This window comes from Rhizobium cauense (assembly GCF_019511525.1).
GTDB classification, from domain to species: Bacteria; Pseudomonadota; Alphaproteobacteria; order Rhizobiales; family Rhizobiaceae; genus Rhizobium; species Rhizobium cauense.
The window spans coordinates 29669-51279 of sequence record NZ_JAEUAT010000021.1 but is presented as its reverse complement, the minus strand read 5'-3'; the positions used below and the strand labels follow the sequence as shown (position 1 = coordinate 51279).

Below are 21611 nucleotides of genomic sequence, written 5' to 3'. Positions count from 1 at the left end.
AATGGAGCAGGATGCAATGCCGCCAGCGGCGGAAGGCGAAGCTGTCACAGCTGTGACCGATCGCCGAGCGCTGTTTGCCCTGCCTGGATTGATTCTGGCTGGCGGTGCCCTGCTGTGCGCCACTCTGACTCTGTTTGTCCTGCTCGGGCTTACACCGATCGCGCCGAGCTATCACGTCGTCGTCACGTCGGTCGTCGTAAACTCGTTCTTCGTTCTCGGCCTCATGGCGCTCATCGCGCGCGAGGTTTCGCGGCTGTTCAAGGCACGCAAGCGCGGTCGCGCGGCAGCGCGGCTACACATCCGCATCGTCGTACTTTTCTCGATCGTCGCGATCACGCCGGCGATCCTTGTCGCCATCTTCGCCAGTATTACGCTGAATGCCGGTCTCGACCGGTGGTTCGCACTTCGCACGCAATCCATCGTCAGTTCCTCTCGCAATATCGGGCAGGCCTACATGATGGAGAATGCGAGCTACCTGCAGGGCCAGACCATTTCGATGGCGAATGATCTCGAACGCAATCGAGCCCTGTTCAATCTCGATCGGACAGGCTTTTCCGATCTGATGACAAGGCAGGCACGCGGACGTGGTCTTCTGGGCGCTTTCCTCGTCCAGCCGGATGGCTCGGTTATCGTGCAAGCCGATATCAAGACCGAGAAGCCCTTGCCGGCAATTCCGCAAGATGCATTGAACAAGGCTGCCGCCGGCCAACCGACCTTGATCCCGCCCGGTATCACCAACCTGGTAGGCGCGATCATCAAGCTTGAAGCGATCGACGGCGCGTTCCTCTACACGGTTCGCGCGGTGGACCCGAAGGTCATGGGCGCCATGCGTCTGATGGAGGAGAACGCTACAGAATATAAGTCCATGGAGGCTGGCCGCTTCTCGCTGCAGATCGCCTTCGCCGTTCTCTACATCGGCTTTGCCCTGATCGTTCTACTGGCTGCGATCTGGACGGCTATCGCCGTTGCCGACCGCATCGTGCGGCCGATCCGGCTGCTGATTACAGCGGCGGACAGCGTGGCATCGGGCAATATGGATATCGTCGTTCCGGTGCACGCGGTGGATGGCGATGTCGCGAGCCTCTCGCGAACCTTCAACAAGATGATTTCGGAAATTCGCACGCAACGCGACGAAATCCTCGAGGCCAAGGACGAAGTGGACGATCGCCGACGCTTCATAGAGGCGGTTCTCTCTGGCGTCACGGCCTCGGTGATCGGCGTTGAGCAAGACCGTAGGGTGACGATCGTCAACAGCTCGGCCGAAGCGCTGATGGCACTGCCGGCATCCGAGATGCTGGGCAAGCAGCTCTCCGAGATCGCGCCTGAAGTCGATCAGGTGCTGACGGAAGCGGCCTCCCGTTATCGTGGCGATTTCCGCAAGCAGATCGCCCTTGTCCGGGCAGGGACCGTGCGGACTCTCAGCGTGCAGGTCACGCGCGAGGAAGTCCGCGACATGAGCGAATCCTACGTGATCACGCTTGATGACATCACTGACCTCGTGATCGCCCAGCGCTCGACCGCATGGGGCGACGTCGCCCGCCGTATTGCCCATGAGATCAAGAACCCGTTGACGCCCATCCAGCTGTCGGCAGAGCGCATTCAGCGCCGCTACGGCAAACAGATCAATCAGGATGATCGCAGCGTCTTCGACCAGTGCACCGAAACGATCATCCGGCAGGTCGGAGACATCGGTCGCATGGTCGATGAGTTCTCGTCATTTGCCCGGATGCCGAAGCCGATCAAGGAACCGAGCGATCTTCGCAAGATCCTGCATGATGCGGTGTTCCTGCGAGAGATGGGCAACAGCCATGTTGCTTTCCAACAGGAACTGGGTGACCAGCCGCTGGAGGGGCAGTTCGACAGCCGCATGCTCGGTCAAGCGTTCGGTAACCTAATCAAGAATGCTGTCGAGGCAATCGAGGCCGTGCCGAGCGGCGAGCGCGACGAGCGCAAGATCCTCGTTCGAGCTTCGCTCGATCCGGTACGCGACCGCTTTACCGTCGACGTGATCGACAACGGACGGGGGCTCCCCGTGGAGAACCGCCACAGCATTCTGGAACCCTACATGACGATGCGCGAGAAGGGCACCGGCCTCGGCTTGGCAATCGTCAAGAAGATTATTGAAGAACATGGTGGGCAGCTCGAACTGCATGATGCGCCCGCCGATTTCGACCAGGGGCGAGGGGCCATGATCCGCGTGCATCTGCCACGTTTGGAAGCTACGCCTTCCGCCCCGGCCGCAAGTGACAAGGAAAGTGTTTATGGCCTCTGATATTCTGGTCGTCGATGACGAGCACGACATCCGCGAGATCGTCTCCGGTATCCTTTCTGATGAAGGACACGAGACCCGCACGGCGCATGACAGCGACAGTGCGTTGGCTGCGATCTCCGATCGTGCGCCGCGGCTGATCTTCCTTGACATCTGGATGCAGGGCAGCAAGCTCGATGGGCTCTCGCTGCTGGACGAAATCAAGACGCGCCATCCGGATATTCCCGTCGTTATGATTTCCGGCCACGGAAACATCGAGACGGCGGTTTCCGCCATCAAGCGAGGCGCCTTCGATTTCATTGAGAAGCCGTTCAAGGCCGACCGGCTGATTCTGATCGCGGAGCGGGCGCTCGAGAACTCGAAGCTGAAGCGGGAAGTCTCCGAACTCAAGCGCAAGGCCGGCGACCCGGTCGAACTCATCGGCACGTCCGTTGCCGTCTCGCAGCTGCGTCAGACGATCGAAAAGGTCTCGCCGACCAATAGCCGCATCATGATCTTTGGTTCGTCAGGCTCCGGCAAGGAGTTGGTCGCGCGCATGATCCACAAGAAGTCGACGCGTGCGAACGGCCCCTTCGTGGCGTTGAATGCGGCGAACATCACGCCTGACCGGATGGAGATCGCTCTGTTCGGAACTGAAGGTGGACCCGGCCAGGCGCGCAAGATCGGCGCGTTGGAGGAAGCGCACCGAGGCATTCTTTACCTCGACGAAGTCGGCGAAATGCCGCGTGAGACGCAAAACAAGATCCTGCGTGTTCTCGTGGACCAGCAGTTCGAGCGCGTCGGCGGCTCCAAGCGGGTGAAGGTCGATGTGCGCATCGTTTCGTCGACGGCCTACAACCTGGAAAGCCGCATCGCCGAGGGTTGGTTCCGTGAGGATCTCTATCATCGTCTTGCCGTCGTACCCGTGCGCGTGCCGGCATTGGCAGAACGCCGCGAGGACATCCCGTTCCTGGTCGATCAGCTGATGCGGCAGATTTCCGAGCAGGCTGGGATACGTCCGCGCCGCATCGGCGACGATGCGATGGCCGTGCTGCAGGCGCATGATTGGCCGGGCAATATCCGTCAGCTGCGCAACAACATTGAGCGGCTGATGATCCTCGCGCGTTCTGACGGTCCGGACGCGCCGATCACGGCCGAAATGCTGCCGACCGATCTCGGCGACATGCTGCCCAAGGTCTCGGCCAAGAACGACTACCACATCATGACGCTGCCGCTTCGCGAAGCGCGCGAAATGTTCGAGAAGGACTACCTGATCGCACAGATCAACCGCTTTGGCGGTAACATCTCGCGTACAGCCGAGTTCGTCGGCATGGAGCGCTCGGCATTGCACCGCAAGCTCAAGTCGCTTGGCGTCTGATACCGGGCGGCGCCATAGCGCCGTCCACCGCCTCCCGCTTATTCCCCCACAAGCAGGTTCTCCATGCCCCGAATAGCCTATGTGAACGGCCGCTATGTCAATCACTCGAACGCGATGGTCCATATCGAGGACCGCGGCTATCAGTTCGCGGATGGCGTTTACGAGGTCTGTGAGATCAGGCATGGATATATCGTCGACCTCACGCGCCATCTGAACCGGCTGGACCGATCACTCGGCGAACTTCGAATCGCCTGGCCAATGAGCAGAGCCGCCCTGACTGGCGTGATTCGCGAAACATTGCGCCGCAATCGGGTCCGCAATGGCCTCTTCTACATGCAGGTCACGCGTGGTGTGGCGCGGCGCGATCACGTGTTTCCTGCGGAGGGAACGCCGCCTTCACTTGTGATCACCGCCAAGAGCACTGACCCTTCTGTTATTGCGAAGAAGAACGCGACCGGCATCAAGGCAATTACGGTCCCTGATAACCGATGGGACCGCGTCGATATCAAATCGGTCGGCTTGCTGCCGAACGCACTGGCACGGCAACAGGCAAAGGAAGCCGGGGCGCAAGAGGCGATCTATGTCGACGCCGAGGGTTTGGTGAAGGAGGGCGCTGCCACCAACGTCTGGATGGTTGACCGAGACGGTACGCTGATCACGCGCCCGGCAGAGCATGGCATTCTGCGAGGCATTACCCGCACGACGCTGATCGATGTCGGCGCCAAATTGGGACTGACGATCGAAGAGCGGAAGTTCTCGGTCGCCGAGATGCTCGCAGCGCGCGAAGTCTTCATTACGGCTGCAACGAGCATCTGCTTTCCTGTTGTCTCCATCGACGGTCAGCCGATTGCGAACGGTCATCCGGGCAGTATCTCGCAGAAAATTAGGGAAGCCTTTTTCGACGTTGCGGAAAAGATTGCGATTTGATACCAAGGCTTTCTGGGCAGAGGGGATGAGGGTTGTCAGCTGCCTGCAGGCGAGGTTGATTAGTATTTCACCGGCACAACGAAGCCGGCAATAAAGAAAGAAGCGGCGCGATGGCGGAACGTTCTCAGAATCTGCAGGACTTATTTCTCAATACTGTTCGCAAGCAAAAGATTTCACTGACAATTTTTCTGATAAACGGCGTTAAGCTGACGGGCGTAGTAACGTCCTTCGACAACTTCTGTGTCCTGCTTCGCCGTGACGGCCATTCGCAACTTGTGTATAAGCACGCAATCTCGACCATTATGCCCGGCCAGCCGATGCAGATGTTTGAGAGCGAAGAAGCTGCTTCCTAACAGGACCTGCAATTATCTCGACACGTGATACCAAGAACGATTCGATCATCCCGGAAGCAGCCAAGCACCGGGATGACATGCGTGCGACCGTTATCGTGCCTGTCCTCAAACAGGCGCGTCGAGGGCGCGGTGCGGCTGATGTTGCTCCCACCCCCTCGGTCACACGTACCCCTGAAAGTCGCCTCGAAGAGGCGACAGGCCTCGCCGAGGCGATTGATCTCGATGTTGTTCACGGCGCCATCGTTCCGGTGAACGATCCGCGTCCGGCCACGCTGATGGGCACTGGCAAGATCGAAGAGATCAAGGCGGCGCTGGATGCGAACGACTCAGGTCTCATTATCGTCGATCATCCGCTGACGCCGGTGCAGCAACGCAATCTCGAAAAGGAATGGAACGCCAAGGTCATCGACCGTACCGGCCTCATTCTCGAGATTTTCGGCCGTCGCGCTTCCACCAAGGAAGGCACGCTGCAGGTCGACCTCGCGCACCTCAACTATCAAAAGGGTCGTCTGGTTCGCAGCTGGACCCACCTTGAACGTCAGCGCGGTGGTGGCGGCTTCATGGGTGGTCCGGGTGAAACCCAGATCGAAGCTGACCGCCGTCTGCTGCAGGACCGTATCATCAAGCTCGAGCGCGAGTTGGAGCAGGTAGTGCGTACCCGCCAACTCCACCGGGCCAAGCGCAAGAAGGTGCCGCACCCGATCGTGGCGCTGGTCGGTTATACGAACGCTGGCAAATCGACCCTGTTCAACCGTATAACCGGCGCAGGCGTGCTTGCGGAAGACATGCTCTTTGCGACGCTCGATCCGACACTTCGCCGCATGAAGCTGCCACATGGCCGCACGGTGATCCTATCCGACACCGTTGGATTCATTTCGGATCTTCCGACTCACCTCGTCGCGGCGTTTCGCGCCACGCTGGAAGAGGTTCTGGAAGCGGACCTTATCCTTCATGTCCGTGACATGTCCGACGCCGACAACCAGGCTCAGAGCGCAGACGTGCTCCGTATCCTCAAGGACCTCGGCATCGACGAAGCCGAAGGCGACAAACGCATCATCGAGATCTGGAACAAGATCGATCGTCTGGAGCCGGAAGCGCACGACGCGATCGCGCAAAAGGCCAATGGCGCCGAGAACGTCGTTGCTGTGTCCGCGATCACGGGCGAGGGCATCGATACACTGATGAGCGAGATCAGCCGCAGGCTCTCCGGCGTGCTGACGGAGGCGACCGTGCGCCTGCCGGTCGACAAGCTCGCGCTGCTGCCTTGGCTCTACGATCACGCAATCGTCGACAGTCGCGAAGACAATGAGGACGGCTCCATCACGCTCGACTTACGCCTCTCGGAGAACGAGGCTGTCGAGTTGGAACGTCGCCTGGGCAACGGGCCGAAGGCAGCCAGGGAAGATTGGGAGCGCTAGGAACGTTTCTGTCCTGGCTTCCGTTGTCCGAACACCGACAGTGGCGCCTGCTAGCGGCGGTTCAGGCGAGGTGCCTTATCCGAGCTGTCGCTCGATCGCTTTTGCCGCTTGCCAAATCTCTTCCATCCGCTCCAGGCTCGCTGCTTCCAGAGTCTCACCTTCTGCATCAAGAACTGTCTCGATGTGATTGAAACGGCGTCTGAATTTTGTGTTTGTTCCGCGAAGCGCCTGTTCCGGATCGGCGTTGACATGCCGACCGATATTGACGACCGCGAAGATGAGGTCGCCAAGCTCGTCGGTGACCTTCGCCTGATCGCCTTCTGCCAGCGCAACCCGCAGTTCGCCGATTTCTTCCTCGATCTTGTCGAGGATCGGTTCGGGAGCGGACCAGTCGAACCCCACCTTCGCTGCGCGCTCTTGCAGCTTCAACGCTTCGGTCAGGGCAGGGAAGCTCCGCTGGACCGATCCGAGGAAGCCAGCCTTGAAGTCCTCGTTGACCCCGCGCTTGGCTCGCCGTTCGGCTCGTTCGCGCTTTTCTGCCTGCTTGATGTCATCCCACTGTTTCTTGACGGCATCTGGCGTGTCGGCATCGGAGCGGGCGAAGACATGCGGATGGCGGCGGATCATCTTGCGGGTGATTGCCTCGACGACATCGCCGAAGGAGAATTCGCCGGCTTCCTCCGCCATGCGCGCATGGAACACGACCTGCAGCAGCAGGTCGCCCAACTCGTCGCAGAGGTCGTCCATGTCGTTGCGCTCGATCGCGTCGGAGACTTCATACGCCTCCTCGATCGTGTAGGGCTTGATCGTCTCAAAGGTCTGGACGATGTCCCAAGGGCAACCGGTTTCCGTATTGCGCAGCGCGGCCATGATCTCGATCAGGCGAGAAATGTCTTTGGAGGCTTCCATGGTCACTCAATTCAGCGGAATGTCGTTGTCGCTCTTGGATGCCTGATAGCTGTCGGAGAGTGCGTCGTAGCGCGCCTTGATGCGTGCTGTCTGCGCCTTCAACTCGGCTTTCTGACGGTCATCCTCGGTCTCGACAAGATCGGCAATCGCGAAACTGTTCCAGAACGCGTTGCTGCGTCGATAGCCGCCCGGTTCCAGACCGAAGACTTCCTTGAGGATCTTCAGGTCGTGCGGAATGGCGAAGGCGTCGCGCGAATCTTCATGGCTGAAGAAATAGTAGAAATTGTCGAATCCCGCCCAGGTGATGGCCGACATGCACATGGTGCAGGGTTCGTGCGTCGACAGAAAGACCAGGTCCTTCGTGGCTGGTTTCTCACCCAGCTCGTAGAAGCGCTTCAGTGTGTGCACCTCGCCATGCCAGAGCGGGTTTTCGAGCTCATTATTGGTCTCTGCAACGACAAGCGAGAGGTCGGACTTGCGTAGGATCGCAGCGCCGAAGACCTTGTTGCCGGCGGCAACCCCACGTTCAGTCATAGGCAGAATGTCCTGTTCCATAACGTTGAGCAGGCGGGCGGCGATGGTCTTGTCGGACATGGCTTTCTCCTTGAAGGCCGCACCTTACCGCCAGCGGGAGTGGAGGCAAATACCGATAAGGTCGAGGCACCCGATTTGTCACAGGCTTTCTGCTGCGCTGCGAGAGGCTCGAGTGTGCTCGGAGGGCCGCACCGGTGACTTTTACTCAAATCATCGGGAGCCCGAGTAAAAGAATACGTGCCTGTGCCGGCTTTGGAATTTCTGTTTCTTCATTTGCCTGGGCAGAGAGTGCATATTCCGGCAACCTCGAAATGGATTGACGATGCCTCTCAAGACTGATCAACTGTCGGTATTTCCTGCTTTCTTCCGTGTTGAAGGCAAGATCGCGGCCGTTTTTGGCAATGGCGACGAGGCCTTTGCCAAGGTTCGTCTGCTCCTGAACACGCAGGCGAGGGTGGTGGCTTATGCCGATCGTCCTGAGGCCGATTACCATGCTTACCTGGTCGCCAATCGGATCGAGACGGTGCGTGCAGCTTTTGCCGTCGAGCAGGTCCGTGGGGCAACGCTCGTCTTTGCGGCGACCGGCGACTCGGCGCAGGATCGCGCCATCGTCGGGGCGGCGCGTGCCGAGAAGGTCCCCGCCAACGCGGTCGATCAGCCCGATTATTGCGATTTCTTCACGCCCGCTCTTGTCAACCGCGCACCGGTAGCTGTCGCGATCGGCACGGAAGGCGCTGGACCGGTGCTCGCACAGATGATCCGCGCGCAGATCGACCAGTTGCTTGCGCCATCGCTCGGTCGTCTCGCGGATCTTGCGGTCAGCTATCGCAAGGCCGCCGAACATCTCGTGCCGAAGGGGGCGGCGCGCCGCCTGTTCTGGCGTCGGTTCTTCTCCGGTGCAGTTGCCGATGCTGTTGCCAACGAAAATCTGCCGCAGGCGCGGCGCGTGGCCAACGGTCTGCTGCAAGCGGCGGAAAAGATCGAAGGTCATGTCTGGCTTGTCGGCGCTGGTCCGGGTGCTGTTGATCTGCTGACGCTGCGCGCCCAGCGCGTGATGATGGAAGCGGATGTGATTGTCTATGATGCGCTGGTGCCCCAGGAAATTGTAGACATGGGCCGTCGTGACGCCGAGCGACTGTCGGTCGGCAAACGCAAGGGATGCCATTCGAAGTCGCAGGAAGAGATCAATGATCTACTCGTGCACCTCGGTCGCGAAGGCAAGCGCGTGGTTCGCCTGAAGTCTGGCGATCCGCTTGTCTATGGCCGGGCAGGCGAGGAAATGGCGGCGCTGCGAATGGCGGGTATTTCGTATGAAGTCGTGCCTGGTATCACCTCGGCCTTTGCCGCGGCCGCCGATTTCGAGCTGCCGCTGACGCTGCGCGGCGTTGCCTCTTCGCTGGTCTTCACGACCGGCCACGATCTGACAGGCGATGTCTTGCCGGATTGGGCAAGCCTTGCTGTGTCAGGCGCGACGATCGCCGTCTACATGGGCCGCACGGTTGCTGCATCAGTGGCCGCACGTTTGATGCAGGCAGGCCTGCCCGCGGAAACGACTGTTGCCGTCATCGAGAATGCCAGCCGTTCCGATCGCCGGTTGTTGCACGGTATTCTGCGGGATCTTCCCGACCTGCAGCATCGTGACGAGTTGACCGGACCGGTCATGGTGATTATCGGCGATGCTGTCGCAGGCGCCAATTTCGAGCTGTCGGAACCGCTTGTGCGCGAACGCGCCCGGTCCGAGGAATTTGCAAGGAGCTGAACATGGTAGACAAGGTGCTGACCGCCAACCGGCTGACGGATGGCGTCGCAGTCTGGCTGAACGCCAACGGCGAATGGGTCACCTCCCTGCAGGAGGCGCTTGTCGCTCGCCATGCCGAGGCCGTCGTGGCGTTGGAAGCGATCGGCAAGAAGTCCTATGCCGACAACCAAGTGGTGGATGTCGCCGTTGTCGAGGTTCAGGAAACCGATGGCGTGCTCTGGCCGTTGCGCCTTCGTGAGCGCATTCGTGCCCAGGGTCCGACCATGGAATACGCGCCGGGCTACAAGCCTGCCGACCCCGCATTCATTGCAGTCTGAGGAAGCAGATGTATCGTTACGACGAATTTGACCACGCTTTTGTCGCCGAGCGCGTCGAGCAGTTTCGCGACCAGGTGCAGCGCCGCCTTTCCGGCGAGCTCGCCGAGGATGCTTTCAAGCCGCTGCGCCTGATGAACGGCGTCTATCTGCAGCTTCACGCCTACATGCTGCGCATCGCCATTCCCTACGGCACACTGAGCTCGCGCCAGATGCGTATGCTTGCTCATATCGCCCGCAAGTACGACCGTGGCTATGGCCATTTCACGACCCGCCAGAACCTGCAGTTCAACTGGCCGAAGCTTTCGGACATGCCGGATGTTCTGGCGGAGCTTGCAACCGTCGAAATGCACGCGATGCAGACCTCGGGTAACTGTATCCGTAACGTCACGGCTGACCATTTCGCCGGCGCTGCCGCGGATGAGGTTGCGGATCCGCGTCCATACGCCGAGATTCTGCGCCAGTGGTCCTCGGTGCATCCGGAATTCTCGTTCCTGCCGCGCAAGTTCAAGATCGCCGTCACCGGCGCCGAGCGTGACCGCGCTGCGATCCAGGTCCACGACATCGGCCTGCATCTGAAAAAGAACGAGAAGGGTGAAATCGGGTTTGCGGTATATGTCGGCGGCGGCCAGGGTCGCACACCGATGATCGCCAAGCTGATCCGCGACTTCCTGCCGGAAGAAGACCTGCTGTCCTACACGACCGCGATCATGCGCGTGTATAACCTGCATGGCCGTCGCGACAACAAGTACAAGGCCCGCATCAAGATCCTCGTTCACGAAACGGGCGCGGAGGAACTAGCGCGTCAGGTCGAGGCCGAGTTCGCGGAACTCAAGGACACCGAACTGAAGCTGCCGGAGGCTGACGTCGAGGCCATCACCGCCTACTTCGCGCCGCCGGCTCTGCCTGAGCGCGCCGAAGGCTGGGAAAACCTTGCCCGCTGGAAGAAGGCTGATCCGGCATTCGCACGTTGGGTGCAGCAGAACGTACAACCGCACAAGAATCCAGACTACGGCATGGTGACGATCTCGCTGAAGCCGATCGGTGGCATTCCGGGCGATTCTTCGGATAGCCAGATGGATGCGGTTGCCGATATCGCCGAGGAATATGCCTTCGATGAAATCCGCGTCAGCCACGAGCAGAATCTGATCCTGCCGCATGTGGCGCTTGCCGATCTCGAGGCTGTATATCGCGGTCTGGTTGCCATCGGTCTCGCCGAAGCCAATGCTGGTCTCATCACCGATATCATTGCCTGTCCCGGGCTGGACTACTGCGCGCTTGCCAATGCGCGTTCCATTCCGGTCGCACAGGAGATTTCGAAGCGCTTCGGCGATCCGGATCGTCAGGCTGAAATCGGCGAACTGAAGATCAAGATCTCCGGCTGCATCAATGCCTGCGGCCATCACCATGTCGGTCATATCGGCCTGCTTGGCGTCGAAAAGAAGGGCGCGGAACTCTACCAGATCACGCTCGGCGGTTCTGGCGACGAGCATACTTCGATCGGCGAGATCATCGGTCGCGGCTTCGAACCCGACAAGGTGACGGACGCGATCGAAACGATCGTCAACACATATCTGGCAATCCGCAAGGATCCGTCGGAGATCTTCCTCGATGCCTATCGCCGCGTTGGTCCGCAGCCGTTCAAGGACGCGCTGTATGGTTCGGCAGCGGAAGCGGCGTAAGGAGAGGACGATGACCAAGATCTGGAGAGAAACAGGCTTCGTCGAGAACGATCCCTGGGTGATCGAGACGGAAGAGGTGAAGGCAGGCGAGGGGCAAAAGCCCCTTCTTACCCTGGACGAGTTGATCGCCAAGGCCGACGAGAGCAACGAGGTCGGCTTCGGCGTGCTGATCAAGCCGGCTGACGATGTTCGCAAGCTCGAGCCCTACCTCTATCGCCTGGAGATTGTCGCTGTTGCTTTTCCGGCGTTCAACGACGGCCGAGCCTTCAGCCACGCATCCTTGCTGCGCGAGCGCCTTGGGTTCACGAACGAACTGCGCGCCGTCGGTGATGTGCTGATCGACCAGATTCCGCTGATGCAGCGTGTCGGCATCGACAGCTTCGCTGTCACCAACGAGACTGCGATAAAGCGTCTCACGGAGCATCGCCTGCCGGGGATTCCGCATCATTATCAACCGGCTGTGCGTGACGCGGAGGCCGGCAAGGGCTATAGTTGGCGCCGTCAGGCGAAGCCGGCCGCGTAAGCACCGGATCGCCGTCAGAGAATTGACGGAACGGTGCAATGAAGACTTTTGAAATCGCGGTGATCGGTGGTGGCCTTGCCGGCATGATCGCCGCTATTGCCTTGGCTCGCGGCGGACGCAACGTGGCTCTTGTTGCGCCGCCGTCACCAAGCCAGGACAGGCGCACGACCGCCCTTATGGATCAGTCGATCCGTTTCCTCGACAGATTGACGCTTTGGGAAAAGCTGCGCCCGGCGGCTGCTCCGCTTTCGACGATGCGGATCATCGACGGCACGAATCGACTGTTGCGGGCACCGATCACCACCTTCCGTTCCGTTGAACTCGATCTTGAGGCCTTCGGCTACAATTTCCCGAACAAAGCGCTGATGGAGGTGCTGGAGGCTGCGATCGCCGCTGAGGGCAACATCACGCGCTTCAGCTCGTTTGCCGACGTGATCGATATCGCTGACGATTCGGTGACCGTCACGCTCGCCGATGGCGAAGCACTCTCGGCGTCGTTCGCGGTTGGCGCCGATGGGCGCAAGTCGAAGCTGCGCGAAACAGCCGGAATCGATGTGAAGACCTGGTCCTATCCGCAATCGGCCATGGTGCTGAACTTCGAGCATTCGCTGCCGCACGAGAATATCTCGACGGAATTCCATACGGAAAGCGGCCCTTTCACCCAGGTGCCGCTGCCGGGCAACCGCTCCAGCCTCGTATGGGTCCAGAACCCCTCGGATGCAGTGGCCCGCAATGAACTTTCGCTCGTTGAACTGAGCAATGTCGTTGAGGAGCGAATGCAGTCGTTGCTCGGCAAGGTGACGGTCGAAGAGGGCCTGCAGCTCTGGCCTCTGTCAGGCATGATGGCCCATCGCTCCGGCAAGGGGCGAATTGCCCTGATCGGCGAAGCCTCGCATGTCTTCCCACCGATCGGCGCACAGGGGCTCAATCTTAGCCTGCGCGATGTGATGGCGCTCTCGGATATCCTCTGCACGCGGCCGGAACTGCCGATCGCTGCCGATGCCGGCGACCAGTTCGATCGCAAGCGTCGTGCGGATATCATGACCCGCACGGCAAGCGTCGATCTTCTCAACCGCTCGCTCTTGTCCGATTTCCTGCCCGTTCAGATGATGCGTGCTGCCGGCCTGCATATCCTGTCGGCACTGCCGCCGCTGCGCAGCATCGTCATGCGCGAGGGCATCGAACCTGGGCGCGGCTTGCGCGACATTCCGGGTGCCATCAAGGACAAGCTAGGCAGGAAGAAAGCCTGACTTGATTGCAATCAGCACAGCCGAGACTGTCACGACTGACAGTGTCGTCGTGATCAGAATCGTCGCCGAGGCGCGTTCCTGCCAGACGCCGTATTGCTGCCCGATAACGAAGACGTTGGTGGCCGTCGGCAGTGCTGCCAGCAGGACGGCGGCGTAGACCCAGATCGGATCGAAGCCGCCGACGGTCGTGAGCGCGAGATAGACGACAATCGGGTGTACGATAAGCTTGGCCGGAACGATATAGCCGATCTCGGCCGGTACGCGCTTCAACGGCCTCAGAGCAAGCGTGACGCCCATCGCAAACAACGCGCAAGGAGCCGCAGCCTGCGAGAGGTAGTCGACGAAGCGTTGGAAGGCGAGGGGCTGATCGATATGGAAGCCGGCCGCAATGAAGCCAAGCGCCGTCGAGAGGATAAAGGGGTGAAACGCCACCTTCCGCGCTATGTCGATGGCCAGGCGACTGGCTGAGCGTCGATCACCGCCCGCCGCCGCCATCAGCGCCGGCGCAACGACAAAATGCAGCGCATTCTCGAGGCAGACGATGAGCGCGACCGGAACAGCAGCATCTTCACCGAGCGCGAGCAAGGCAAGGCCGGGCCCCATGTAGCCGATATTGCCATAAGCTCCGGCAAACGATTGGATCGTGCAGTCTGCCAGCGAGTTTCGTCTGACCCATCGACCGATCGCAAATAGAACAACGAAGATCGAATAGGTTGCTGCGAGATCGGTGGCAATGAAATCGATGCGCGTGAGATCCTCGAAGGGTGTCCGCGAGACGAGCTTGAAGAACAGCGCGGGCAGGGCGGCATAGATGATGAAGGTGTTCATCCAGCCGAGTGCATCGGCAGGCTGCTTCGTCACCTTGCCTGCGATATAGCCAATGAGGATCAAGCCGAAGAACGGCAGAAGCAAACTGACGATATCGGACAACTGTTATTCCAATGCAAATTTCTGCGGGGCAGGTTCGGCTTAGCCGATTTTCATCAGGATTGGAAAGGTCTGCTGGAACCAGATTGCGACGTCACTGACGAAACCGAACATGAAAGCAAGGCCAGTCAGGACCAGAAAGGCGCCCATCACCTTCTCGACCGTTCCGAGATGCTTCCGGAAGCGTGTCAGGAAACCCATGAAAGCGCCGGAGAAGCCGGCGGCAATCCAGAACGGAACGGCAAGGCCGAGCGAATAGACGGCTAGCAAGCCGGCACCTGAGCCCACCGTTTCTCGCGAAGCTGCCACGCCGAGGATCGCGCCGAGTACGGGGCCGATGCAAGGCGTCCAGCCGAAAGCGAAAGCAAGGCCCATGACATAGGCACCCGTCAACGTTGCGGGCTTTCCGCTACCCTGGAAGCGCGCTTCACGCGCCAGGAGCCCGATTCGGAAGACGCCCAGGAAATTCAGCCCCATAACGATGATGATCAGCCCACCGATCTTGGCCAGGAGATCGAGATGCTGACGAAGCGCCATTCCGATGCTCGAGGCGCCGGCGCCAAGGGCCACGAAAACGGTCGCAAAGCCGAGGGTGAAGAAAAGTGCCGAAAACAACACGCCCCGGCGGGCATTCGGGGCAACGGCAACCGCGCTGCCGCCGCGAAACTGTTCGACGGAAATGCCGGCCATATAGCAAAGATAGGGCGGAACGAGAGGCAGTACGCAGGGAGACAGAAACGATAACGCGCCGGCAAGAAGGGCGCTCAATAGGGAAATATCGGCAATCGACACTTAGTGGCTCCAGCGCAGGCAATCATTCGCGAAGTCCTATCGCAGCCCAGGCGCCGGAGCCAATCACCTTTTTGCGCTCTGACAGTCGAGCGCGTGGCGAAAAAGGCATGGCGCGCGCCATGCGGCACGCCATCACAAGTACAGGTCAGGGAGATCACACCACATCATCGGTCGCGGCAAACGGTCCTGTACTTCGTGATGTAGTGATGATGGCGCTTCTTCTGATATGCTTCCTGCCAGCATCTCTGCCGATAGGCATAACGCGGACGATCGTAATTGTAGTAGTCATCGTCATATGCGTAGCGCGGCGCCTGCCTGTAGTAGCGCGGCGGCGGATCGTCATAGTAGCGCGGCCCGGAGCCGAATTCGAAGTATATGCCGTCCGCGAAAGCCGGCGCGCTCACGAGTAGCGTCGCTAGGCCCACGGCCGTAACAATTAGCTTTCTCATGGTCGGTCTCCATTCTGCATCTGCTGATCTAACGCCCAAGGCGCCGTTGGACCCGCAGATTAGACAGCGCGAATGAATGCGTACTGAAACCGACGTTCATCTTCCAGTCATGCGAGGGATGGTCGGGAAAACTCCGACTCGATCGAGCGTTCCTATTGGCTGCCGGCAAAGGTTGCGTGCAGATGAATGCACGCGACTTCGGCAACGCGATGCGTCCGCCAGACCGCTAGGGACGGTCGGCGCGGAACCGAGCCGAGACTAGTGATCCGCGTCTGAAAGATGAGGAATGTGCAGTATCTGGCCGTCGATCAAGAGGAGGAAGTGGTCCTCATCTAGCCGATTCACGATCTCGCCGTCCGCCGTCATATAGTCGGTCTTGGGAGCAGCTGTGTTCTGGCCGGAAATCCTGATCTGCTGGATGACGACGTAGGTCTTTCCTCCGTCGTCCTTACATTGAAAGCGTCTTTCTTCTCTGTAATTCGACATGGCTTGGCCTCCATCGCATCGGAGAAATCTTTGTTCTCGGAGGCGCAATTTCAAGGTCGACAGGCGCGATATCGAGCGGATTTGACGTAACAGCTTGATACGTCAAATCGAGCTCTCGCGTGAGGAGCCCGCCAGGGAAAGGCGTGGCAGGCTTCAGCCGAGAAGTATCGGTCACGACAAGCGACGGGCCATCACCAGTTTAGCGGGAGGCAGCGTTTCCGACGCGATTGCCGGCATTCTGGGTCGCGTCGACGGTATTGGCTGCATCGCGCCCAATTCCCTTGATCGTATTTGCACACGAACTCAACGCAAGCAGTACACACACGGCAGCAGCGATTTTGGCAGTAGTTGTCATTGGCGTGGTTCCTAGTTGAAGACGATATGTAATGCACGAGGCCGCAAGTTGTTCAAAACGAACCACAATTTCTCCAAACCTATGTGAGCGAGATCCGGTCGACAGGGGCACAATAAAAAAGCCCGGCGGGATATAATCCACCGGGCCTTTTTTACGGACCTACATAGGCGATGCTGGTCCGGCAGCACGGATTTCAAGCGCTGCAGTTAACAAACGGACAGTTCGACCAAAGGTTCCAACAAATTTCGCGTGGTCGATGGCCGAAGTTTTGGCGGTCATCCCAGCACTGAACGTCGGGCTTGCCGAACCAATGCGCGGTGCCGCCGATGGTCGGCGGTGCCGAAGCCAGACTCCAGCGATTTGAGGGGATCGAATTTCACTGTTCCGCGTCACAACGGAACGTCGTTTCTTTTGTTCACCAATTTTATAGACAATATTTGATGCGACATTTGAAGGAGAGATGACATGTCGTTGCGATTGGTGGGCATTGCCGGTAGTTTCAACCGTCCGTCCAAGACCTACTCTTTGGTCGAGCACATCGCGGGGCTCGCCGCAGAAAGCTATGGCTTTTCCACGAAGATTTACGATCTCAAGGACATTGGCCCATCGTTAAGTACCGCTCTCTGGCGCAGCGAACTTGATGAACAGGCCAGCCAAGTTCTCGACGATATTGTCAATGCCGACGTCCTCGTCGTCGGCTCGCCGACATACAAGGGATCGTACCCGGGCCTGTTCAAGCATCTGATCGATCTCATCGAGCCGAGCGAACTTCGCTCAAAGCCGATCATTATTTCCGCAACCGGAGGCGGCGATCGCCACGCTCTGATCGTCGAGCATCAACTCCGACCGTTGTTCGGCTTTTTCATGGCTCACACGTTGCCGACTGCCGTCTATGCCTCGGATCGTGATTTTGCTGACTACCGGGTCACGTCGGAGGCTCTAGCCGGTCGGATCGGCGCGGTAGTCGACGAACTCGCCGCATTCTCCTTCGTTCCATCGCGGGCGACACTCCAGGCAGCCGAGTGAGATCATAGGGGGTGTGGGACATGGGTAGCACGGAGCAATCGTCCATCGGCAGCGAACTCTGGAGCGTCTTCGACTTCGCTCGCCGCTATCGGCTAACGGCACGCGAGCAAAATCGTCTGCTGATGCTGTTCGGCCCGGTCGCCAGCGCCGCGGAGCTGCTTTCGAACGCGAGACGCAATCACTCGATCTGATAGGCAAGCACAGGAGAAAACCGATGACGCAGTCTCTTTTTCTTTGGTTTTGGTCGGTCTTTCGCGTTGGCCCGTTCGCCCCACAACATGGAGCAGACCGGCTGCGGATCGAGATAGATGGCGATGGCGAGCCAACGGCTCGCGACTACGAAGTCTACTATTGGAACCCGTCTCCCGGGCCTTGGTACTGAGGGACTGCCATGGCTGTTTTGGATGATCGTCGCGTGATCGCACCAAGGAGGCTTGCAAACGTTGCGGCAGATGTAGCCGCTTCTACCGCTACGGTCCTCGCCTTCGGGATGCTCTTTGCGATTACTCTCGGGCTTCTAGGCTAGTGGCTCATCCACGCGATGCGATAGGGATTGATGATGACGCCGGTACTTGTTCTCCCCGGGCTCTTTGGATCAGAGGATGCGCATTGGCAAAGCGCCTGGCTGCAGGATCATCCTGAAAGCCGTCTTGTTCAGCAGGATAGCTGGGATCGACCGCACCTGAACAGCTGGCGGGACAGGCTCGAGAGCGTGCTCGACGATGTCGGGGAAGCCTATGTCGTCGCTCACAGTCTTGGATGCCTGCTGGCAGCCAGTCTCGCCGGGCGACCCGCGGCGGCGCGCGTGAGGGGCGCGCTATTGGTGGCGCCGTGCGACCTTCCTGCGACGGAGAAGCTGCATCCCGGCAGGATTGCCTTCGGCACGATGCCAACGGCCGAACTCCCGTTCCCCAGCATGATAGTCGGTAGCCTCAACGATCACTACATGTCGCTCGATCGCCTGACGCTTTTTGCGCGTCTCTGGGGCAGTGAGCTCCGCAATGCAGGGCTCGCCGGCCATATCAACGTCGCCAGCGGCTACGGCCGCTGGCCGGGTGGTTATCGTGTCTTCGAAACGCTGAAGGCAAGAACGCGTCATCTCGAAAAGATACCGCAAAAGAAGCCTTCCCTTGGGAGAGGGGTGTCGTCCGCCTGGTAGACGTCGGTGTAGCGGAAACTGGTTCGAGGGACGACGATCGATAGACGGTGTCGAGCCGTGGTCAGGCAAGCGCATGCTGCAGAGGCCACCAGGTGAGCATTGCGGCTATTCGTGGGGTGACCATTTTCGGCGCATTACTTGAACAACGGCCGAAAAAGACTAAACAGTTCCTCCGTCAGTGAAATAACCAACACCATTTTTTCAACAAAAGGGTCACCGCTCATGAGCCTCCGTATTAATGATATTGCACCTGATTTCACCGCTGACACTACCCAAGGTCCCATCCGGTTCCACGAATGGATCGGCGATGGCTGGGCAGTGCTGTTTTCGCATCCGAAGAATTTCACGCCGGTTTGCACAACCGAACTCGGCGCGATGGCAGGGCTGGAGCCGGAATTCCGCAAGCGTGGCGCCAAGATCATCGGTATTTCGGTGGATCCGGTTGAAAGCCATAGCAAGTGGAAGAGTGACATCAGCACGGCAACCGGGTTCGATGTCGAATATCCGCTGATCGGCGATAAGGATCTGAATGTCGCCAAGCTTTACGACATGCTTCCGGCTGGCGCCGGCGACACGTCGGAGGGACGCACGCCTGCCGATAACGCGACCGTTCGTTCTGTCTTCATTGTTGGCCCCGACAAGAAGATCAAGCTCATCTTGACCTACCCGATGACGACGGGGAGAAACTTCAACGAGATCCTCCGCGCGATCGACTCCATCCAGTTGACGGCGAAGCATCAGGTTGCGACGCCGGCAAACTGGCAGCAGGGCGAGGACGTCATCATCACGGCCGCCGTCTCGAACGAGGATGCGGTTGCCCGCTTCGGCTCGTTTGACACCGTGCTCCCATACCTGCGCAAGACCAAGCAACCGCAGGCGTAGTCCCTTAGCCGCGTGCGACGCGGACTTCAGCGCGGAAGTTGGAGGCGACGAACCATTCGACGCCTCCAAAACGGTCGTCGATCGCGCGGCCGAAAGCTTGGAGGACATTCAGGCGTGCTCAATAGGCTGGCGCGCAACCGTTTTTGCATGATAGATTGCCGTACTGCATGAACCGCCCGCAAGGGAGAAGCAAATATGGACAGATTTCGCGCACTTTTCGTAGCAGGAACGATCGTCGGCTTTTCGGCGTTGGCGTCCGCATGCTCGACCCCACAGAATTCAATGGGCTCGGCGTCAGGCTACGTACCGGGAGATTCGATGAATCGAGCCTGCGAGGATGGCTTCCGACCTAGTAACGGTCGCTCCTGCAGTTATTGACGGAGGCAGTGCGAGCGCTGCCACGTCAGACTGGTGCCGCCTGACTTTCGAAGGTCAGCTAGCAGGCCGTTTTTGAGTGCCTTGCGACTGTTGCCCAGAGGGCGGAGTAGCCCGCCGGCGGATATCTGTGGGATACGACATGGAACTAGATGTCGATCCGGCGCGCTGCTCATCCGAGGAGAAGCGCACTGTAGACGAACTCCGATTTGGAGAGGATATCGCCAGTCTCGATGATATCGAACGGATGACTTCACACGGTCCGATTGCAGGAGCATGCTGGCTCCCATGACGAATGGGACAAATACTAGCAGTTTCTGGCAGGGTGGCGTCTGCGGCGCGGCCGGCAGCCTGTTGTTCAATGCCTGGATTGTGCCCTTTGTTACACGTGCCTTTGACAAGATCGGAGCGGGCCCAGAGGAGGTCGCCGATGCGGTCTTTCGATGGATCGAACAGTATATAGATCTCGGGATCTCAAGCGCGGGTAACCTGTGGGGCGCTCCCGATCCCAATTTTCTTCGGCTCGTCTACTACAGTCTACAGGTGGTGTTTCCGGCTGTCGCGATTTTGATCGGTCTTGAACTCAAGCGTCTGTTCGAGCGTTTCTGGCCCCGTCACTAAGTAGAGGGTAGTAAGTGCTGTCCGGGTGGCTGTGACTAGGTGGCCAACAAGCTAAGGGCTAATAGCTGCGACGTTATTCCGCTTCCTCGCCAATCCGGGACCCGGACAGAATTTCAGCGCGCTTTAGTGGAGGACATTCCACCAGTCCTTCTCTCTCGATTCGTCAATGGTCTCGAGAGTCTTGATTATTTCGATCAGCTTGGCGGCCGTCATTTCCTGAATCTCAGAGATCCCATCCTCGCTGACAACCATGACCGTCCAGGTACCATCAGAGTACCGGAAAGCGAGGAAAGCGGGGTTGGCGTCGTCCAAAACTGTCTCTCCTTCTGACGTGCGGGATGACAGCAGGCCAGATCAACACATAGCCGGGTGTTCCCGGATACGACGGAGGGTCCGTCCGCCGTATCCGGGCTGCATCGTATCCTTTGGGAATGAGGATGCTTGTAGCATACGGGGCGCCATGTGATCTGGCATCACCCGAAGGTCGTACGATTGAATGGACTTAGGTCCAAGCGGAAAGTACCTGTCTTTCATGGTCGTTCGTCAGGTGAAATCGCGGCCGCTCTTTCTGGCCGAGAAGGGCTCCATTGCGCGAGCCTCAAATTTCCCACGGACACTCGTGCCAAGCGTCGCTCGCCAGATTGCGAAGTAGGGGGCTCGCCCGGCAGATGTCGGAGCGGTAGATTGTCTCCACGTAGTGCCCTATGCGAGGAGGCAAGTATGAGCAGATTTCTGGCTCCCATGGTATCCGCCGCAATGCTGATTTGGCTTGCCGCGTTTGTTTCGGCTTGCACGACCCAGCAGCCTTCAAATCGCGCTGATTTCCAATACCAGCCACGGCATTCGGTTAACCCCGCCTGCAGTCAGGGCTTCAGACCGACCAACGCGCTCTCTTGCAGCTACTGATGGGCCGATAAGACGTCTGTTCTTTCTCGTCTTCCAGTCACCGATTGAGCAGGACCTCGCCATATGCTGGACGCAATGGCGCGGGAGGCTCAGGATATCGAGGGGCGGGAGCCTGGCTTACTCTTAAGTGGAGCGGGCTGGAGCGAGCAGATGGCGGAAGAGGTGGGATTCGAACCCACGGTACGGTTTCCCGCACGCCGGTTTTCAAGACCGGTTCCTTAAACCACTCGGACACTCTTCCATGCAGTTGATTTGACGCCGCTTTCGTCGCGGCCTCCTCATGCTGCTGCCTTTAGCAATTGCCACCAGCAACGCTGCCTTTAAAGCCGTTCGGTAGC

At 59.2% G+C, this 21611-nt stretch carries 25 protein-coding genes and 1 tRNA gene; 17 read left to right on the top strand and 9 right to left on the bottom strand.

Annotated features, from left to right (window positions below; genetic code table 11):
• Position 1 precedes the first annotated feature (1 nt).
• From JNB88_RS27995 to hflX, 5 genes are all read left to right on the top strand, one after another.
• Positions 2-2272: a sensor histidine kinase NtrY-like gene (locus JNB88_RS27995; protein WP_220358317.1), complete on the top strand. Its 2271-nt coding sequence runs from the start codon at positions 2-4 to the stop codon at positions 2270-2272.
• Positions 2262-3626 carry a nitrogen assimilation response regulator NtrX gene (gene ntrX / locus JNB88_RS27990; protein WP_220358316.1) on the top strand — a complete coding sequence of 455 codons (1365 nt, stop codon included), beginning with the start codon at positions 2262-2264 and terminating at the stop codon, positions 3624-3626. Before JNB88_RS27995 ends, ntrX begins: the two co-directional genes overlap by 11 nt.
• Positions 3627-3689: 63 nt before the next feature.
• Complete coding sequence (locus tag JNB88_RS27985) at positions 3690-4553, top strand: D-amino-acid transaminase (RefSeq protein WP_220358315.1); 864 nt, start codon at positions 3690-3692, stop codon at positions 4551-4553.
• 110 nt (positions 4554-4663) lie between these two features.
• Positions 4664-4906 (top strand): RNA chaperone Hfq, encoded by a 243-nt coding sequence (gene hfq / locus JNB88_RS27980; RefSeq protein ID WP_003539403.1) that lies wholly within the window; start codon positions 4664-4666, stop codon positions 4904-4906.
• A gap of 77 nt (positions 4907-4983) precedes the next feature.
• Positions 4984-6324 (top strand): GTPase HflX, encoded by a 1341-nt coding sequence (gene hflX / locus JNB88_RS27975; RefSeq protein ID WP_220358314.1) that lies wholly within the window; start codon positions 4984-4986, stop codon positions 6322-6324.
• 75 nt (positions 6325-6399) lie between these two features.
• Here hflX and mazG read toward each other — a convergent pair whose 3' ends face one another.
• Positions 6400-7233, bottom strand: coding sequence for a nucleoside triphosphate pyrophosphohydrolase (gene mazG / locus JNB88_RS27970; protein ID WP_220358313.1), 834 nt, complete (start codon positions 7231-7233; stop codon positions 6400-6402).
• A 6-nt stretch (positions 7234-7239) separates the two neighbouring features.
• On the bottom strand, positions 7240-7827 hold the full coding sequence (locus JNB88_RS27965; RefSeq protein ID WP_220358312.1) for a deaminase: 588 nt from the start codon (positions 7825-7827) through the stop codon (positions 7240-7242).
• Between the two features lie 262 nt (positions 7828-8089).
• On the opposite strand from JNB88_RS27965, the gene cysG reads away from it, so the two are divergent.
• From cysG to JNB88_RS27940, 5 genes are read left to right on the top strand one after another with little or no spacing between them, the layout of a single operon-like run.
• Positions 8090-9526 carry a siroheme synthase CysG gene (gene cysG, locus JNB88_RS27960; protein ID WP_220358311.1) on the top strand — a complete coding sequence of 479 codons (1437 nt, stop codon included), beginning with the start codon at positions 8090-8092 and terminating at the stop codon, positions 9524-9526.
• A 2-nt stretch (positions 9527-9528) separates the two neighbouring features.
• A complete protein-coding gene (locus JNB88_RS27955) occupies positions 9529-9843 on the top strand; it encodes a DUF2849 domain-containing protein (protein ID WP_220358310.1) in 315 nt (104 codons plus the stop codon).
• A gap of 8 nt (positions 9844-9851) precedes the next feature.
• Positions 9852-11522, top strand: coding sequence for a nitrite/sulfite reductase (locus tag JNB88_RS27950; RefSeq protein ID WP_220358309.1), 1671 nt, complete (start codon positions 9852-9854; stop codon positions 11520-11522).
• A 10-nt stretch (positions 11523-11532) separates the two neighbouring features.
• Positions 11533-12045 (top strand): DUF934 domain-containing protein, encoded by a 513-nt coding sequence (locus JNB88_RS27945; RefSeq protein WP_220358308.1) that lies wholly within the window; start codon positions 11533-11535, stop codon positions 12043-12045.
• 38 nt (positions 12046-12083) lie between these two features.
• Positions 12084-13295, top strand: a complete 1212-nt coding sequence (locus JNB88_RS27940; protein ID WP_220358307.1) for a UbiH/UbiF family hydroxylase — start codon at positions 12084-12086, stop codon at positions 13293-13295.
• On the opposite strand, the gene JNB88_RS27935 is transcribed toward JNB88_RS27940, so the two are convergent.
• The 5 genes from JNB88_RS27935 to JNB88_RS27915 form a co-directional block, all read right to left on the bottom strand.
• A complete protein-coding gene (locus tag JNB88_RS27935; RefSeq protein WP_220358306.1) occupies positions 13275-14225 on the bottom strand; it encodes an AEC family transporter in 951 nt (316 codons plus the stop codon). The genes JNB88_RS27940 and JNB88_RS27935 overlap by 21 nt on opposite strands.
• Before the next feature lie 39 nt (positions 14226-14264).
• Positions 14265-15014, bottom strand: a complete 750-nt coding sequence (locus tag JNB88_RS27930; protein WP_220358305.1) for a cytochrome c biogenesis CcdA family protein — start codon at positions 15012-15014, stop codon at positions 14265-14267.
• A gap of 164 nt (positions 15015-15178) precedes the next feature.
• Complete coding sequence (locus JNB88_RS27925) at positions 15179-15463, bottom strand: hypothetical protein (protein ID WP_220358304.1); 285 nt, start codon at positions 15461-15463, stop codon at positions 15179-15181.
• Between the two features lie 258 nt (positions 15464-15721).
• The gene (locus JNB88_RS27920; RefSeq protein ID WP_220358303.1) at positions 15722-15949 is read right to left on the bottom strand and encodes a hypothetical protein; all 228 of its coding nucleotides are present in this window, start codon (positions 15947-15949) and stop codon (positions 15722-15724) included.
• A 199-nt stretch (positions 15950-16148) separates the two neighbouring features.
• Positions 16149-16304: an entericidin domain-containing protein gene (locus JNB88_RS27915; RefSeq protein ID WP_037127797.1), complete on the bottom strand. Its 156-nt coding sequence runs from the start codon at positions 16302-16304 to the stop codon at positions 16149-16151.
• Between the two features lie 465 nt (positions 16305-16769).
• Here JNB88_RS27915 and msuE point away from each other — a divergent pair, with 465 nt between their 5' ends.
• From msuE to JNB88_RS27885, 7 genes are all read left to right on the top strand, one after another.
• The gene (gene msuE, locus JNB88_RS27910) at positions 16770-17330 is read left to right on the top strand and encodes an FMN reductase (RefSeq protein WP_220358302.1); all 561 of its coding nucleotides are present in this window, start codon (positions 16770-16772) and stop codon (positions 17328-17330) included.
• Positions 17331-17350: 20 nt separating this feature from the next.
• A complete protein-coding gene (locus JNB88_RS27905) occupies positions 17351-17521 on the top strand; it encodes a hypothetical protein (RefSeq protein ID WP_197066583.1) in 171 nt (56 codons plus the stop codon).
• Positions 17522-17544: 23 nt separating this feature from the next.
• Positions 17545-17712 (top strand): hypothetical protein, encoded by a 168-nt coding sequence (locus JNB88_RS27900; RefSeq protein ID WP_220358301.1) that lies wholly within the window; start codon positions 17545-17547, stop codon positions 17710-17712.
• A gap of 177 nt (positions 17713-17889) precedes the next feature.
• Positions 17890-18489 carry an RBBP9/YdeN family alpha/beta hydrolase gene (locus JNB88_RS27895; RefSeq protein ID WP_220358300.1) on the top strand — a complete coding sequence of 200 codons (600 nt, stop codon included), beginning with the start codon at positions 17890-17892 and terminating at the stop codon, positions 18487-18489.
• 222 nt (positions 18490-18711) lie between these two features.
• The gene (locus JNB88_RS27890; protein ID WP_037127801.1) at positions 18712-19371 is read left to right on the top strand and encodes a peroxiredoxin; all 660 of its coding nucleotides are present in this window, start codon (positions 18712-18714) and stop codon (positions 19369-19371) included.
• Between the two features lie 195 nt (positions 19372-19566).
• Entirely contained in the window at positions 19567-19749 is a 183-nt protein-coding gene (locus tag JNB88_RS33885) for a hypothetical protein (protein ID WP_081930695.1), read from the top strand.
• A gap of 285 nt (positions 19750-20034) precedes the next feature.
• Positions 20035-20367 (top strand): hypothetical protein, encoded by a 333-nt coding sequence (locus JNB88_RS27885; protein WP_220358299.1) that lies wholly within the window; start codon positions 20035-20037, stop codon positions 20365-20367.
• A 123-nt stretch (positions 20368-20490) separates the two neighbouring features.
• Here the strand turns inward: JNB88_RS27885 and JNB88_RS27880 are convergent, their stop codons facing one another.
• Entirely contained in the window at positions 20491-20679 is a 189-nt protein-coding gene (locus JNB88_RS27880) for a hypothetical protein (RefSeq protein ID WP_220358298.1), read from the bottom strand.
• Positions 20680-21424: 745 nt separating this feature from the next.
• A tRNA-Ser gene (locus tag JNB88_RS27875) sits at positions 21425-21514 on the bottom strand.
• Positions 21515-21611 lie beyond the last annotated feature (97 nt).

Excerpts from the sequence above, each read along its gene's own strand:
- JNB88_RS27995 (WP_220358317.1), top strand. The coding sequence starts at position 2 with ATGGAGCAGGATGCAATGCCGCCAGCGGCGGAAGGCGAAGCTGTCACA.
- JNB88_RS27920 (WP_220358303.1), bottom strand. The coding sequence starts at position 15,949 with ATGTCGAATTACAGAGAAGAAAGACGCTTTCAATGTAAGGACGACGGA.
- cysG (WP_220358311.1), top strand. The coding sequence starts at position 8,090 with ATGCCTCTCAAGACTGATCAACTGTCGGTATTTCCTGCTTTCTTCCGT.
- JNB88_RS27915 (WP_037127797.1), bottom strand. The coding sequence starts at position 16,304 with ATGACAACTACTGCCAAAATCGCTGCTGCCGTGTGTGTACTGCTTGCG.
- JNB88_RS27925 (WP_220358304.1), bottom strand. The coding sequence starts at position 15,463 with ATGAGAAAGCTAATTGTTACGGCCGTGGGCCTAGCGACGCTACTCGTG.
- JNB88_RS27940 (WP_220358307.1), top strand. The coding sequence starts at position 12,084 with ATGAAGACTTTTGAAATCGCGGTGATCGGTGGTGGCCTTGCCGGCATG.
- JNB88_RS33885 (WP_081930695.1), top strand. The coding sequence starts at position 19,567 with ATGGACAGATTTCGCGCACTTTTCGTAGCAGGAACGATCGTCGGCTTT.
- JNB88_RS27890 (WP_037127801.1), top strand. The coding sequence starts at position 18,712 with ATGAGCCTCCGTATTAATGATATTGCACCTGATTTCACCGCTGACACT.
- JNB88_RS27885 (WP_220358299.1), top strand. The coding sequence starts at position 20,035 with ATGACGAATGGGACAAATACTAGCAGTTTCTGGCAGGGTGGCGTCTGC.
- mazG (WP_220358313.1), bottom strand. The coding sequence starts at position 7,233 with ATGGAAGCCTCCAAAGACATTTCTCGCCTGATCGAGATCATGGCCGCG.
- JNB88_RS27895 (WP_220358300.1), top strand. The coding sequence starts at position 17,890 with ATGACGCCGGTACTTGTTCTCCCCGGGCTCTTTGGATCAGAGGATGCG.
- JNB88_RS27905 (WP_197066583.1), top strand. The coding sequence starts at position 17,351 with ATGGGTAGCACGGAGCAATCGTCCATCGGCAGCGAACTCTGGAGCGTC.
- ntrX (WP_220358316.1), top strand. The coding sequence starts at position 2,262 with ATGGCCTCTGATATTCTGGTCGTCGATGACGAGCACGACATCCGCGAG.
- JNB88_RS27945 (WP_220358308.1), top strand. The coding sequence starts at position 11,533 with ATGACCAAGATCTGGAGAGAAACAGGCTTCGTCGAGAACGATCCCTGG.
- hflX (WP_220358314.1), top strand. The coding sequence starts at position 4,984 with ATGCGTGCGACCGTTATCGTGCCTGTCCTCAAACAGGCGCGTCGAGGG.
- JNB88_RS27950 (WP_220358309.1), top strand. The coding sequence starts at position 9,852 with ATGTATCGTTACGACGAATTTGACCACGCTTTTGTCGCCGAGCGCGTC.
- JNB88_RS27900 (WP_220358301.1), top strand. The coding sequence starts at position 17,545 with ATGACGCAGTCTCTTTTTCTTTGGTTTTGGTCGGTCTTTCGCGTTGGC.
- JNB88_RS27965 (WP_220358312.1), bottom strand. The coding sequence starts at position 7,827 with ATGTCCGACAAGACCATCGCCGCCCGCCTGCTCAACGTTATGGAACAG.
- hfq (WP_003539403.1), top strand. The coding sequence starts at position 4,664 with ATGGCGGAACGTTCTCAGAATCTGCAGGACTTATTTCTCAATACTGTT.
- msuE (WP_220358302.1), top strand. The coding sequence starts at position 16,770 with ATGTCGTTGCGATTGGTGGGCATTGCCGGTAGTTTCAACCGTCCGTCC.
- JNB88_RS27985 (WP_220358315.1), top strand. The coding sequence starts at position 3,690 with ATGCCCCGAATAGCCTATGTGAACGGCCGCTATGTCAATCACTCGAAC.
- JNB88_RS27955 (WP_220358310.1), top strand. The coding sequence starts at position 9,529 with ATGGTAGACAAGGTGCTGACCGCCAACCGGCTGACGGATGGCGTCGCA.